The 14,669-nt window shown below is 72.3% G+C and carries 9 protein-coding genes; 5 read left to right on the top strand and 4 right to left on the bottom strand.

Annotated features, from left to right (window positions below; translation table 11 throughout):
• The first annotated feature begins 443 nt into the window (after window positions 1–443).
• Window positions 444–3,113 (top strand): alpha-glucan family phosphorylase, encoded by a 2,670-nt coding sequence (glgP, locus tag D581_RS0119685; RefSeq protein WP_026290705.1) that lies wholly within the window; start codon window positions 444–446, stop codon window positions 3,111–3,113.
• A 186-nt stretch (window positions 3,114–3,299) separates the two neighbouring features.
• Here glgP and D581_RS0119680 read toward each other — a convergent pair whose 3' ends face one another.
• Window positions 3,300–5,345, bottom strand: coding sequence for a M4 family metallopeptidase (locus D581_RS0119680; protein WP_018958924.1), 2,046 nt, complete (start codon window positions 5,343–5,345; stop codon window positions 3,300–3,302).
• Window positions 5,346–5,728: 383 nt separating this feature from the next.
• Entirely contained in the window at window positions 5,729–6,319 is a 591-nt protein-coding gene (locus tag D581_RS0119675) for a TetR/AcrR family transcriptional regulator (protein ID WP_018958923.1), read from the bottom strand.
• A 169-nt stretch (window positions 6,320–6,488) separates the two neighbouring features.
• Here D581_RS0119675 and D581_RS0119670 point away from each other — a divergent pair, with 169 nt between their 5' ends.
• From D581_RS0119670 to D581_RS0119655, 4 genes are all read left to right on the top strand, one after another.
• Window positions 6,489–7,670 (top strand): FAD-dependent oxidoreductase, encoded by a 1,182-nt coding sequence (locus D581_RS0119670; protein WP_026290704.1) that lies wholly within the window; start codon window positions 6,489–6,491, stop codon window positions 7,668–7,670.
• Window positions 7,671–7,879: 209 nt separating this feature from the next.
• Window positions 7,880–8,746, top strand: coding sequence for a TIGR03620 family F420-dependent LLM class oxidoreductase (locus D581_RS0119665; RefSeq protein ID WP_018958921.1), 867 nt, complete (start codon window positions 7,880–7,882; stop codon window positions 8,744–8,746).
• 57 nt (window positions 8,747–8,803) lie between these two features.
• Window positions 8,804–9,373 (top strand): isochorismatase family protein, encoded by a 570-nt coding sequence (locus D581_RS0119660; protein ID WP_018958920.1) that lies wholly within the window; start codon window positions 8,804–8,806, stop codon window positions 9,371–9,373.
• Between the two features lie 112 nt (window positions 9,374–9,485).
• Window positions 9,486–10,403: a DUF3626 domain-containing protein gene (locus D581_RS0119655; protein ID WP_051114614.1), complete on the top strand. Its 918-nt coding sequence runs from the start codon at window positions 9,486–9,488 to the stop codon at window positions 10,401–10,403.
• Window positions 10,404–10,419: 16 nt separating this feature from the next.
• Here the strand turns inward: D581_RS0119655 and D581_RS0119650 are convergent, their stop codons facing one another.
• Together D581_RS0119650 and D581_RS0119645 are read right to left on the bottom strand one after the other, a co-directional pair.
• Window positions 10,420–12,300, bottom strand: a complete 1,881-nt coding sequence (locus D581_RS0119650) for an ABC transporter ATP-binding protein (RefSeq protein ID WP_018958918.1) — start codon at window positions 12,298–12,300, stop codon at window positions 10,420–10,422.
• Complete coding sequence (locus tag D581_RS0119645; protein ID WP_026290701.1) at window positions 12,297–14,387, bottom strand: ABC transporter transmembrane domain-containing protein; 2,091 nt, start codon at window positions 14,385–14,387, stop codon at window positions 12,297–12,299. Before D581_RS0119645 ends, D581_RS0119650 begins: the two co-directional genes overlap by 4 nt.
• Window positions 14,388–14,669: the final 282 nt, after the last annotated feature.

Below are 14,669 nucleotides of genomic sequence, written 5' to 3'. Positions count from 1 at the left end.
CGCGTACCGGGGGAGCCTTCCCCGCGTCCGCGGGTGGGAAATCCGGCGCTGTGTTAACTACTCGGTCGTAGCCGACCGCCCGGGCCCCGCCGCACGCGGCGCGCACGCCCCCGGAACCCGTGGGAGCCCGAAGCGCCTCCGCGGATTCCGGATACCCGCTCTGCGGCGCCACACGGCAGCCTTCCCTGTGGCAGGGAGGTCCACAAGGCTGCGTACGGGGTGAAATCGGCCAAACCCCCAGGTGAGCGGAGTGACGGGGGAGCACGGGCGGGGCACGAGGTGCCCCTGCGGGGAGGCGCGTGCCGGCCGTGCCGGGGCCTCGCGCGCCGTCCGCGCGCCGTGGCAGGGCGCCACGGACGGCCGCTACCTTCAGGGGTGACGGAAGGGACGCACACCGTGGTGCGTCCGCCCGGATGCGCAAGTCCCCTGTAAAGGTGGAGTACGTGAAGGCCATTCGTCGATTCACCGTGCGTCCTGTCCTCCCCGAACCCCTCCGACCTCTCCACGACCTCGCGCACAACCTGCGCTGGTCGTGGCATACCGAGACCCGTGAGCTCTTCCGGTCCGCCGACCCCGAGGGCTGGCGGCCCGCGGACGCCGACCCCGTACGCCTGCTCGGCTCGCTCTCCGCCGGGCGGCTCGCCGAACTGGCCGGGGACGAGGAGTACCTCGGCCGCCTCGCCGAGGCCTCCGCAGATCTGGCCGAATATCTGAACGGCCCCCGCTGGTACCAGGAGCAGGTGGCCGCCGGAGGGGAACTGCCCTCCGCCGTCGCCTACTTCTCCCCCGAATTCGGCGTCACCGCGGCGCTGCCCCAGTACAGCGGCGGCCTCGGCATCCTGGCCGGCGACCACCTCAAGGCCGCCAGCGACCTAGGCGTCCCGCTCATCGGCGTCGGCCTGCTCTACCGGCACGGCTACTTCCGCCAGACCCTCTCCCGCGAGGGCTGGCAGCAGGAGCACTATCCGGTCCTCGACCCCAACGAGCTCCCGCTCGACCTGGTCCGCGAGGCCGACGGCGCCCCCGCCCGGGTGGTGCTCGCCCTGCCCGGCGGACGCTCGCTGCACGCCTGTATCTGGCTGGCCCGGGTCGGCCGGGTGCCGCTGCTCCTGCTCGACTCCGACGTCGAGGAGAACGCCCCGGGTGAGCGCGAGGTCACCGACCGGCTGTACGGCGGCGGCAGCGACCACCGTCTGCTCCAGGAGATGCTGCTCGGCATCGGCGGAGTGCGCGCGGTGCGCACCTGGTGCCGGCTGACCGGCACCCCGGAGCCGGAGGTGTTCCACACCAACGAGGGCCACGCCGGCTTCCTCGGCCTGGAGCGCATCCGCGAACTGAACGCCACCGGACTCGACTTCGACGCCGCCCTGGAGGTGGTCCGGGCCGGGACGGTCTTCACCACCCACACCCCGGTGCCCGCCGGGATAGACCGTTTCGACCGGGGGCTCGTCGCCCGCCACTTCGGCGACGACGGCGAGCTGCCCGGCGTCGGCGTCGAGAAGATCCTGCGGCTCGGCACCGAGACCTATCCCGGCGGAGAGCCGGAGCTGTTCAACATGGCGGTGATGGGCCTCCGCCTCGCCCAGCGCGCCAACGGCGTCTCCACCCTGCACGGTGCCGTCAGCCGGGAGATGTTCTCCGGGCTCTGGCCGGGCTTCGACCCCGCCGAGGTGCCGATCACCTCGGTCACCAACGGGGTCCACGCACCGACCTGGGTCGCCTCCGAGGTGTTCCGGCTCGGCGCGGGCCAGGTCGGCGAGGACCGCGCCCACCAGGTCCTGGCGGGCGGCCCGGTGGAGGGCGAGGACTCCTCGCGGGGCGGCGCCCCGCGCCGCTGGGACGCGGTGAGCGGCATCGGCGACCAGGAGATCTGGGACCTGCGCCGGGAGCTGCGCGGCCAGCTGGTCACCGAGGTCCGCCGCAGGCTCTACGCCTCCTGGCGCCGGCGTGGGGCCGGCACCGCCGAACTGGGCTGGATCGACGGAGTGCTCGACCCGGACGTCCTGACGATCGGCTTCGCCCGGCGCGTCCCCTCGTACAAGCGGCTCACGCTGATGCTGCGCGACCGCGACCGGCTGCGGGCGCTCCTGCTGCACCCGGCCCGCCCGGTCCAGATCGTCGTCGCGGGCAAGGCGCACCCCGCCGACGACGGCGGCAAGCGGCTGGTGCAGGAGCTGGTGCGGTTCGCGGACGACGCGGGGGTCCGCCACCGCATCGTCTTCCTCCCGGACTACGGGATGGGCATGGCCCAGAAGCTCTACCCGGGCTGTGACGTCTGGCTCAACAACCCGCTGCGCCCGCTGGAGGCGTGCGGCACGAGCGGGATGAAGGCGGCGCTGAACGGCTGCCTCAACCTGTCCGTGCGCGACGGCTGGTGGGACGAGTGGTTCGACCCGGCCTTCGGCTGGGAGATCCCCACCGCCGACGGCTCGGCGACCGACGAGGACCGTCGCGACGAGCTGGAGGCGAACGCCCTGTACGCCCTGATCGAGGACCGCGTCGCCCCGCGCTTCTACGACCGGGGGGCCGGGGGCCTGCCCGACCGCTGGATCGAGATGGTCCGCTCCACGCTGGTCACTCTGGGACCGCGGGTGCTCGCGGGGCGGATGGTGCGCGAGTACGTGGAGCGTCTGTACGCCCCCGCCGCCCGGTCGCGGCGGGCCCTGGATCCCGGGGCCGCGCGGGGCCTCGCCCAGTGGAAGGCCAAGGTCCGGGCGGCCTGGCGCGGGGTCTCCGTCGACCATGTGGAGTCGGTGACCGACACCGCGGCGGGCGGCTCGGCGGAGCTCGGCGCCAGCCTGGCGCTGCGGGCGCGGATCGCGCTCGGCGGCCTGGACCCGGACGACGTGGAGGTCCAGGTGGTCGCGGGCCGGGTCGACTCGGGCGATGCCATCGCGGACGCCCAGACCTTCCCGCTGAAGCCGGCGGGCGGCCAGGACCTGGAGGACCGCTGGCTGTACGAGGGGCCGCTCGCGCTGGACCGGACGGGACCGTACGGCTACACCGTGCGCGTCCTGCCCGCCCACCCGCTGCTGGCCACCAGCGCCGAACTGGGCCTGGTCGCGCTGCCGACCGAGGCGGCGGGGGAGGGTGCGGGCGTGCTGCTGCGCTGAGTGCTCGCCCCGGGGGCCAGCGCATGCGCTGGTCCCCTCGTCCACACCATGGCGAACGGCCCGGGAGGGGGCGAACCCCTCCCGGGCCGTTCCGTCGGTGCTCCCCGCGGGCCGGTGGGCCCGGCGGGGTCAGAAGCGGGCCGGTGGGCCCGGTGGAGTCAGAAGCCGGCCGGTGGGCCGGTGGGGTCAGAAGGTGAGCTTGAAGCTGTTGATCCGCCCGGTGTCCTGACGGGCGATGTCCTGGACCTTCAGCTTCCAGACCCCGTTGGCCACCTCGGACGAGGCGTTGACCGTGTAGGTCGCCACCACGTTGTCCGCGGAGTCGCCGGAGGAGGAGTTCTTCAGCCGGTAGGCGGTGCCGTCCGGGGCCACCAGGTCGACGACGAGGTCACCGCGCCAGGTGTGCGTGATGTTGACGTCCGCCTTGAGGGTGCTCGGCGCGTTGCCGGTCACGCCGGAGACGGTGACCGCGCTGGTGACGGCGGCGCCGGCGTCCGGGATGGCCACCGCGGTGGTGTTCTCGAACACCTTGCCGCCCGGGTCGGGGTCGCCGCCGCCGGGGCGGGCGCCCACGTTGATGCCGGCCCAGGCGTGGGCCACGGCCGCGTACTCGGGGCTGGTGGCCCCGTACAGCTCACTGGCGACCGCGAGCGTGCCGGTGCGGGCAGCGGCGTAGTTGGTCGTCGAGGTGAACTTGGTGGTGAGCGCCTTGAACCAGATCTGCAGCGCCTTGTCCCGGCCGATGCCGGTCACCGGGAGCCCGTCGGAGGTCGGCGAGTCGTAGTTGACGCCGTTGACGGTCTTGGCGCCGCTGCCCTCGGAGAGCAGGTAGAACCAGTGGTTCGCCGGGCCCGAGGAGTAGTGGACGTCGACGTTGCCGATGCCCGAGTACCAGGCGTCCTTGGACGCGCCGTCCTTGGAGGGCTTGTCCATGTAGCGCAGCGGGGTGCCGTCGCCGTTGATGTCGATCTTCTCGCCGACCATGTAGTCGCCCGGGTCCTGGGCCGTGTTGGAGTAGAACTCCACGCCCGCGGCGAAGATGTCGGAGGTGGCCTCGTTGAGACCGCCGGACTCGCCGCTGTAGACCAGCTTGGCCGTGACCGAGGTCAGGCCGTGCGTCATCTCGTGGGCGGCCACGTCCAGGGAGGTCAGCGGCTTGACGTTGCCGCTGCCGTCGCCGTACGTCATGCAGAAGCAGCTGTCCTGCCAGAACGCGTTGACGTAGTTGTTGCCGTAGTGGACGCGGGAGTACGCGCCGACGCCGTCACCGCGGATGCCGGAGCGGCCGTGCACGTTCTTGTAGTAGTCCCACGTCTCGGCCGCGCCGTAGTGGGCGTCCGCGCCGGCCGTCTCGGCGTTCTGCGGAGTGCCGTCGCCCCAGATGTCGTCCGGGCCCGAGAACAGCGTGCCGGTGCCGGAGCTGCCCCGGTTCAGGTTGTACGTCTTGTGGTTTCCGCGCGTGGTGTCGGTCAGGGTGTACGAGGGCGCGGTGCCCAGGGTGACCTGGCCGTTGTACTGCGTGTTGCCCGTGCCGTTGTGGACGGCCTGCCACTCGTAGAGCTTCTCGCCGGAGGCGGCGTCGGTGACGACGTGCAGCTCGTTCGGGGTGCCGTCGTGCTGGAGTCCGCCGACCACGGTCTCGTACGCGAGCTGCGGCGAGCCGCTGCCCAGCCACACCACCTTGCGCGGGGCCTCGCTGGCCTTCTTCGCCTTCGAGCCCTCGGCCTTCGCCGCGCCGAGCGCCTGCTTCTCGGCCGCCGCAGGGGCCACGTCGGCGGTGAGGCCGACGGCCTTCAGCTGCGCGCTGGTCGCCTTCGACGCCTTGCTGACGCCCTGGGTCGCTCCGGCCGGGGACGCCTTGACCACGAGGTCGCCGCCGAGGACGGGAAGCCCGTTCAGGGTGCGCTCGTAGCGGGTGTGCGTCGTGCCGTCGCGGTCCTGGACGACGTCGCGGACCACGAGCTTCTCCGTGGACCCGAGGCCGAGCTCCTCGGCGGTGGCCGCCTTGGTGGCGTTCGCCTCGCTGAGCAGCTCGGCCCGCTGGGCGGGGGAGAGCTTGACGGGCAGGGCGCCCGGGTCGGCCTTCGTGCCGGCGGTGATGCCGCCGAGCGGGGCCGAGGAGGGAGCGGAGGTGGCGGTCGCGGCGCCGGACGGAATGGCGACGGCTATGAGGGCTGCTGCGGCGATCAGAGCGCCGGTCGCGGTGGCGCGACGGCTGGGCGTGGATCTCACGCGGACTCCTTCTGCGAGGGGGGTACCGGCGGCGCTGGACGGGCCGTCCGGACGGTGCAGGCGGTGCGCAGAACGGGGTGAAGAGTGTCAGCAGATGACCGCACCTGTCAGGAGCGCGTCAATAAGTTGGCCGGTTTTCGTTCGTTGCCGGAAAGGTCATGTTCGTTAAGCGGACGTTTCGTCGATCATTGCCGCAGTGTTACCAAGGGTTGGGGAGCCCGGTATTCACAGGGTGGTCACAGGTTTCGTGGGCGAAGGACGCCACAGCGCCGCGGGCGGGAAGGGGCGGGATGACCGCCTGGTGAGACGGCGTCGGGTTCTGGCCAGATTCACGCGCCGGAACACGCCGACCCGTCAGGGCGGGGTGCGGGTGGCCGAGGTGCTCAGTCGGTGGCCCCCGGCGGGTACACCGCGTCCAGAAGGTCGCGCACGAAGCGGTCCACGTCGTCCAGCCCCGACGCCGCGAGCGTGGCCGGGCCGTTCGTCAGCAGGTGCGGGATCGCCGCGTGCAGCGCGAGGGTGACGACGGCGGCCCGCTCCGGGGTGACGGGCAGTCCGGCGGAGCGCTGGGCCAGCTCCATGCCCACGAAGTCCCCGCTCGCCATCGGGTCGAGGATGGCGGACAGCCAGGGGCGCCGGGCCGCCTCGGCCTGGAGCTCCAGCACCGCCAGCAGCCGGGAGCGGCCCGGCCCCGCGACGTTCTCCAGGAGCGAGCGGAAGAGGGTCGTCAGCCCCTCGCGGTCCACCGGCCCCGGAGTCGCCGCCAACCGCGCGGTGAGTGCGAGGTACTGCTCCAGGCACCGCTCGGCCGCCGCGCGGAGCACCGCGTCCCGGGTCGGGAAGTAGTTCTTGGCAGTCCCCGGCGGCACCTCGGCGGCCCGGTCCACGGCCCGGTGGGTCAGCCCGCGCCCGCCTTCCCCGGCCAGCACCTCGACGGCCGCGTCCCGCAGCCGGTCCCGGCGATCCGGATTCACGCGCGCTCCCTCACTCCCGTACCGCTGCCGCGTTCTCGGTCTGTCCTTGTCGAGGCTACCCCATCCGTGGTACCACGGATGTGGTGGTTCTCCGTGCGGCCTCCTCCGTACGGTTTCTCCTCCATACGGTTCCTCCTCCGTACGGTCCGAACGAGTTCGGGAGCGCGACATGACAGGAACGGCGACCGTGGTCGGCGCGGGCATCGGCGGTCTGGCGACCGCGCTCGGACTCCGCCGCGCGGGCTGGACGGTGACGGTGCTGGAGCGGCGCACCGAACTGGAGCGGTACGGCGGGGCCTTCGGCATCCACCCCACCGCACAGTCCGCGCTCGACCGGCTCGGCGTGGGTGACGCGCTGCGCGACCACGCCGTGCCCTACCGCGACGCGCACATCCGCACCCCGGACGGGACGTCGATCGGCCGCCTCCCGCTGGAGCGCATCGAACGCAAGGCGGGCCGCCCCGAACTCCTCATCTCCCGGCCCTACTTGCTGGACGCCCTGCTGGCGGGCCTGGACGCCTTCGGGGACGTACCGCTCAAGCTCGGCGAGCGGGTCACCGACGTGGAAGCCCTCGCCGCCGGCCAGGGCCTGGTGGTCGGCGCCGACGGCATCCGCAGCGCCGTGCGCACCGCCCGCTTCGGCGACCGCAGCGGCCCCCGCCGGATCGGCACCGTCGCCTGGATCGGCGTCGCCGACTTCGAGAGCCCGGTGCACGGCGAGACCTGGGGCAGTGGACGCTTCTTCGGGATGACCCCGGTCGAACCGGGCCGCACCAACTGGTACGCCACCGTGCCCGAGGCCACCACCGCCGAGGAGCTGCGCGCCTCCTTCGCCGGCTGGCACGACCCGGTCCCGCGCATCCTGGACGCCACCGACCCGGCCACCTGGATCCGCTACGAGATGCTCCACCTCTACCCGGCGCTGCCCACTTTCGTCTCCACCGGCACCCGCCCCGTCTCGTCTGCCTCCTCCGACGCCGGGCCTGACTCCCGTGTCTCCTCCGGGTCCTGGCCCGCGTCGCGTGCCTCCTCCGGCACCCGGCCCGCCTTCCGTGGGTCCTCCGAGGACCGGCCCGTCCCCGTCGCCCTGGTCGGCGACGCGGCCCACGCCATGACGCCCAACCTCGGCCAGGGCGCGTGCACCGCGATCCTGGACGCGGAGGCTCTGAGCCGCGCACTCGCCGCCGCGCCCCCGGGCCCGGCGGGCATCGCCGGGGCCCTGCGCGCCTATGACGCCGAACGCCGCCGCAGCGCCCAGCGGACGGCCTTCGGCTCGCGGACACTGCACCGCTTCATGAGCACGGAGCGCACCCGGCTGCGGGACGCGGCGGTGCGGCTGCTGCCAGGGTGAGTTCCACGGGCAGCGCATCCGTTCGCCCGGGGGCGGCCGCGCCCCGACCGACCTGTCCCGGCCGGCCTTCGCCTTCCGTCGGGCGGCGCCGTCAAGGCGGAGTGGCCGGACGCAGACGGTCGGCTTCCGGACAGCGCAGGGCCTTCGGGGCGACAGGGCCCGCCCGCACGGCTACAACGGAGCTTCCACACTCGGGGGAAGGCTTCGTCATGCGTCTCGGGACGATCGGTATCTGGAGCCTGGCGTTCACGCACGGGGACCACGAGGAGGCGCGGGACGCCGCGTCCGAGCTGGAGGAACTCGGGTACGGGGCCATCTGGCTCGGCGGCAACCCGGGCGGCAACCCCCGCGGGGACCTGCGCACGGCTTCGGTGGTCCTGTCCGCGACGAGCCGCATCACCGTCGCGACCGGCTGCGTGTCCATCTGGGACAGGCCGCCCGGCCAACTCGCCGCCGCCTACCACGCTCTGCCGGAGCGGCAGCGGAACCGGCTGCTGGTGGGCCTGGGCGTGAGCCACGCCGAGGTCTCCGGCCGGTACCGCGATCCGTACCATGCGCTGCGCTCCTATCTGGAGGCGCTGGACGCCGCGGCTCCTCCCCTGCCGTCGACCGCGCGCATCGTCGGCGCGCACGGGCCACAGATGACCCGGCTGGCAGCCGCCGGGTCCCTGGGAGTTCACCCCTACCTCGTCAGCCCCGCCCACACCGCCTGGGCCAGGTCGATGCTGGGCGAAGGGCCTCTGCTGGCGCTGGAACAGACGGTCATTCCGCACACCGACGCGGGGGCCGCACGTGCCATGGCCAGGGGCATGCTCGCTCCCTACCTCGCCCTGCGCAACTACCGGACGGCCTGGCTGCGCGGGGGGTTCACCGAGGAGGACCTGGCCGGTGGCGGCAGCGACCGGCTGATCGACGAGCTGTTCGCCTGGGGGAAACCGGACGAGATCGCCGCCCGGCTCACCGCGCACCACCGGGCCGGGGCCGACCACATCGCCGTCCAGGTGGTCACCGACCGCCTCGACGTCTTCGCCCGCCAGTCCTGGCGTGACCTCGCCCCGGAACTGCTGTCGTCATAGGCGGTGCGGATACCGAATACTCGACCAGACTTGCGCGTGTTTCCCGACGGAGAAGAGGTGGCACGCACGGTGAACAGCGCACTTCTGGTGATGGACGTCCAACGGGACGTCGTGGCCATCGCCGACGACGGTTCCGGATATCTGCGGCGCTTGCGCAGGGCGATCGACGGTGCCCGGGCTGCCGGCATCCCCGTGATCTACGTGGTGATGGGTTTGCGCCCCGGCGATCCGGTCAGCCCTCGCAGCCGAGTGATGGCCAACGTCGTGCGGGCCGGGCTTTTCCGCGAGGGTGCCCCTGGCACCGAGATCCATGACGACGTCGCGCCCCGGCCGGGCGACGTCGTGGTGACCAAAAGGCGGGGGAGCGCGTTCTCGGGCAGTGACCTCGACCTGGTACTGAGGGTCCGCGCTATCGACAGCCTTGTTCTCACAGGCATCGCCACCAGTGCTGTAGTGCTGTCCACTCTGTGGCACGCCATCGACCTGGACTTCGGCCTCACCGTGCTGGCCGACGGCTGCCTCGACACCGACCCCGAGGTGCACCGGATGCTCACCGAGAAGCTGTTTCCGCAGTGGGCGGATGTCGTCGCGGTCGAGGACTGGCTCAAAGCCCTCGCACCGCAGTAGCGCGAGGCCGCCCGGACCCCGGTGTGATCGGTCAACGCTCCGTCACGCTGGAACGGGCTGACGGTGGATAATCCGCGTGCACCGGTTGATCGGGGTGGGGAACACTGTGCTGATGAGCTCCGCAGCCTTCCGGACAGTGCAGGAACGGGCCCTTCGGCATGTCGCGGAACTGGCGTCGGGCCCTCCGATGGACCCGGCACTGCGGGTGACCCTCAATTTCCACCCGGACCGTCTGCTGCACGGCAAGCCGATCCTGGACGCTATGGCCGAGGCCGGCGTCTACCACTCGCAGTTCGTCACGGGGACCAGCAACGGCGGCCTGACCGCGCGTCCAGGCGGCGACCGGTGGCGCTGGGAGAGCCGGATCTTCGGCGGGGCCTACGACGAAGCGACCGCTCATGAGCATCCCGTCTACGGGGCGTTGAACTTCCGCCGCAAGCCGGTCGGCGGGGCGCCGCGGTTCGGCTCGGCCCACTTCCGGCTGACGGCCCGGGCACTGACGCGGAGCACGTTCTGCTACCCGGACAGTTTCCTCGAACCGTCGGATTTCGGTGTCGCGGCCCGCATGGGGCTTATCGAGCTTGCCCGCGCCGGTCGTCAGGACGAGCTCGACGACTACATCGAGGCGCAGGTGCACGCGTCTGTCCACCTGCGATGTGATGTGGAGGCGCTGGTACTGGACCCCTGCTACCGAGGCACGGCGGTCGAGGACGCGGCTCTGCGTCTCGGCTGCCCGGTGGAGTGGCACCCCGGCTTCCGACTCGGGGTGGAAGAACTCCGACGTCACCCCGACTACCGCGGCCAGGAATACGTCGACCTGGGCACGCGGATCGCGGTCGACGGCATGCTCGATCCCCGGATCGTCGGAAACTCAGCACGCGCGGGCCTCCATGACCCCCAGGCGGTCAAGAAGGTGTGGCACTACCTGGCGCGGTTCGGGGCCCCGTGGAGGGGGACGCAGACAACAGCTCCCCCCCACAGCGCCACTTGCCGTCAACGCCTTTCGGCAGTAGCGCCTTTCGGTAGTTGAGGAGAGCATCCTCGGCTCAGGCCAGGCTGTCCTTCCACGTCCGGTGCAACCCCGCGAACCGCCCCGTACCGCCGATCAGTTCGGCGGGTGCGCCGTCCTCCACGATCCGGCCGTGCTCCATCACCAGCACCCGGTCCGCGATCTCCACCGTGGAGAGCCGGTGGGCGATCACCACCGCCGTGCGGCCGTGCAGCACCGTGTCCATGGCCCGCTGCACGGCCCGCTCGCCGGGGACGTCCAGGGAACTGGTCGCCTCGTCCAGGATCAGCACCGCCGGGTTCGCCAGCAGGGCCCGGGCGAACGCCACCAACTGCCGCTGGCCCGCCGAGATGCGCCCGCCCCGTTTGCGTACGTCCGTGTCGTAGCCGTCCGGCAGGGCGGCGATGAAGTCGTGCGCGCCGATCGCCCTCGCGGCGTGCTCGATCTCCTCGCGGGTGGCGTCCGGGCGGCCGATCGCGATGTTCTCCGCGACCGTCCCGGAGAACAGGAACGCCTCCTGCGTCACCATCACCACGCCCCGGCGCAGCTCGGCGGTGTCCAGGTCGCGCAGGTCGGTGCCGTCCAGCAGGACCCGGCCCTCGGTCGGGTCGTAGAAGCGGGCCAGCAGCTTGGCCAGCGTCGACTTGCCCGCGCCCGTCGATCCGACGACCGCCACCGTCCGGCCCGCCGGGATGCGCAGGTCGAACGTGGGCAGCACCTCGCCGCCCGTACGGTAGGCGAACCGCACCCCCTCGAACGTGACCTCCCGGCCCGGGAGCCCGCCCTGGCGCGGCGGCAGTTCCTTCGGCCGGTCGGTCTCCGGGACGTTCGGCGTCTGGGCCAGCAGACCGGCGATCTTCGCCAGCGAAGCGGCCGCCGACTCGTAGGAGTTGAGGAACATGCCCAGCCGGTCGATCGGGTCGTACAGTCGGCGCATGTACAGCACCGCCGCCGCCAGCACCCCGAGCGCCAGCGTTCCGTCCGCGACCCGGTAGGCGCCCCACAGAACCATGCCGGCCACCGCCGTGTTCGCGATCAGCCGCGAACCGATGACATAGCGGGCCATCTCCAGTATCGCGTCGCCGTTCGCCCGCTCGTGGCGGGTGTTCAGCGCCGTGAACACGGTGTCGTTGCTCCGCTCGCGGCGGAAGGCCTGGACCGGACGGATGCCGTTCATCGTCTCCGCGAACTTCACGATCACCGCGGCGATCGCCGTCGACCGCGCCGCGAACGCGACGGACGCCCGCCGCCGGTACAGGCGCACCATCAGATACAGCGGTACGAAGGAGAGCGTGGCGATCGCGCCGATCCCCAGGTCCAGCCAGAGCAGTACCAACGCGATCGACACGAACGACAGGACCACGCCGATCAGTTCCTGGAGCCCCTCGCTCAGCAGCTCCCGCAGCGACTCCACATCCGTCGTGGAGCGCGAGATCAGCCGGCCCGAGGTGTAGCGCTCGTGGAAGTCGACGCTGAGCGCCTGCGCGTGCCGGAAGATCCGGCCGCGCAGATCGAGCAGCACGTCCTGGTTGATCCGTGCGGCGGCCCGGACGAAGGTGTACTGGAGGACGCCCGCGGCGGTGGAGCAGAGCGTGTAGGCGATGGCGACCGCGATCAGCGGCCCGTAGTCGTGGTCCCGGAACGCCGGAACCCCCCTGTCGATGGCGTACGCCACCAGCAGCGGGCCCGCCTGCATCGCGACCTGCTGGACGAGCAGGAGCAGGGCCGAGACCGCGACCCGGCCCCGCATCGGGGCCAGCAGCGAGAACAGCAGCGCCCTGGTCGCCCCGGGCGGCGCGGGCAGGTCGTCCCGGTCGAACGGGTCGTCCACGCGCCCGGGCGCGGGCGCGACCCGGCTCTTCGGCGGCCCGTCGTCGTCGGCGGCCGGGAGCGAGGCGTTGTCGGTGGTCGTGGTCATCGGGCACTGCCCTCCTCGGCGGGGACCTGCTGTACGGGGGCGCTCACCGCAGTGGCGGGGTGCGGCGCGGCAGGCTCGTCCACCGGTGCGGCAGGCTCGTCCACCGGTGCTGCGGACGTGTGGGCCGGTGCGGTTGACGTGTTCACGGGTGCTGCGGACGTGTGGGCCGGTGCGGTCGACGTGTTCACGGGTGCCGCGGACGTGTCCGCCGGTGCGGCCGACGTGTTCACGGGTGCTGCGGACGTGTCCACCGGTGCGGCCGACACGTGCACCGGCGCTGTGGACGTGTCCACCGGGCCGGCGGGAGGCCGTGCGGTGGGCTCGCTGCCCGCGCCCGACATCAGCCAGGCGTACTCCGCGTTGTCGCGCAACAGCTCCTGGTGGGTGCCGACGGCGGCGATCCGGCCCCCGGACAGCAGCGCCACCCGGTCGGCCAGCATCACGGTGGAGGGCCGGTGCGCCACGACCACCGCGGTCGTCCGCTCCAGGACCTGCCGCAGCGCCGCCTCCACCAGCGTCTCCGTGTGCACGTCCAGCGCGGAGAGCGGGTCGTCCAGCACCAGGAAGCGCGGCTCCCCGACCACCGCGCGGGCCAGCGCGAGGCGCTGGCGCTGGCCGCCGGACAGGCTCAGGCCCTGCTCGCCGACCTCGGTGTCCAGCCCCTGCGGCAGCTCGTGCACGAAGTCGGCCTGGGCGACCGACAGGGCCCGGCGCACCTGCTTCTCGTCCGTTTCGGCCGCGCCCATCGTCACGTTCTCGCCGACCGTCGCGGAGAACAGCGTCGGCTCCTCGAACGCCACCGAGACCAGCTCCCGCAGCCGCGAACGCTCCATCGTGGCGATGTCCTCGCCGTCCAGCGTGATCCGCCCACCGGTCACCTCGTGCAGCCGGGGCACCAGGGCGGTCAGCGTCGTCTTGCCCGACCCCGTGCCCCCGACCAAGGCCAGCGTCTCACCGGGCCGGACGTGCAGATCGATCCCGGCGAGGACCGGCGGCGAGCCCGGCTCCGCGTCCGGGTAGCGGAACTCGACGCCCTCGAACACCATCCCCGGGGCGGTGGCCGGCGTGCTCTCCCGTACGGCGACGGCCCCGGGCTCCTCCGCGACGTCCAGCACCTCGAAATACCGGTCGGTCGCGGTCGCCGACTCCTGGCTCATCGCCAGCAGGAAGCCGATCGACTCCACCGGCCAGCGCAGGGCGAGCGCCGTGGACAGGAACGCCACCAGCGTGCCCGCGGACAGTGTCCCGTCCGCCACCTGGATCGTGCCCAGCACCAGCGCCGCACCGATCGCCAGCTCTGGGAGGGCGGTGATCAGCGCCCAGATCCCGGCGAGCAGCCGGGCCTTGCCCAGCTCCGTTGTGCGCAGCCGGTGCGAGAGCGCCCGGAAGGCCTGCGCCTGGCTGCGGTGCCGGCCGAAGCCCTTGACGATCCGGATGCCCAGCACGCTCTCCTCGACGACCGTGGTGAGATCGCCGACCTGGTCCTGGGCCCGGCGCGCGACCACTGAGAACTTCGTCTCGAACAGCGAGCACAGGATCACCAGCGGCACCGCGGGCGCCAGCAGCACCAGACCGAGCGCCCAGTCCTGGGCGAACAGGATGACGAACCCGACCAGGATCGTGGCCGTGTTGACGACCAGGAAGGTCAGCGGGAACGCCAGGAACATCCGGAGCAGCATCAGGTCCGTCGTCCCGCGCGACAGCAGCTGACCCGAGGCCCAGCGGTCGTGGAACGCGATCGGCAGCCGTTGCAGATGGCGGAACAGATCCGCCCGCATCGACGCCTCGACCCCGGCCAGTGGGCGCGCCACCAGCCATCGCCGGAGCCCGAACAGCAGCGCCTCCGCGATACCCAGCAGCAGCAGGTACAGCGCCCCCAGCCACACCCCGCCCGGATCGCGTTCGGCGACGGGACCGTCCACCATCCACTTCAGTACCAGCGGGATCACCAGCCCCAGGCAGGACGCCAGGATCGCCACGAAGGCGGCCGTGAACAGGCGCGCCCGCACGGGTCGGACATAGGGCCACAGGCGCAGGAGGGAGCGCACGGCGGACCGGTCCGTGCGCTCTGCAGGCTTTTTGGGCATCAGGGGCGACCTTACGTTTCACCACTGACATTGATGCTGGTACTCAGGTCCCGGTGGTCGTGGCTCGACCACTGACTGACGCCCTGCTGGGCTGTCCTCGTGCTGTTCTGTCCGGCTGCCGGGACCTGTTCTCATGGCTCCGGCCGGGCGGAACATGACCTGATAGGAGCTTGGTCAGAAGCCCCCTCAATGTCCTGTCTGCGCCACCCGGCCGGCGCCCACCTTCGGCTGGGAAGGCAGCATCAGCATGACATCAGCGATCGAGGACGACACCGCGGACCA

The organism is Streptomyces sp. CNB091, assembly GCF_000377965.1.
Note: the sequence above shows the minus strand (reverse complement) of the source record. Positions and strands in the feature narration are given on the sequence as shown.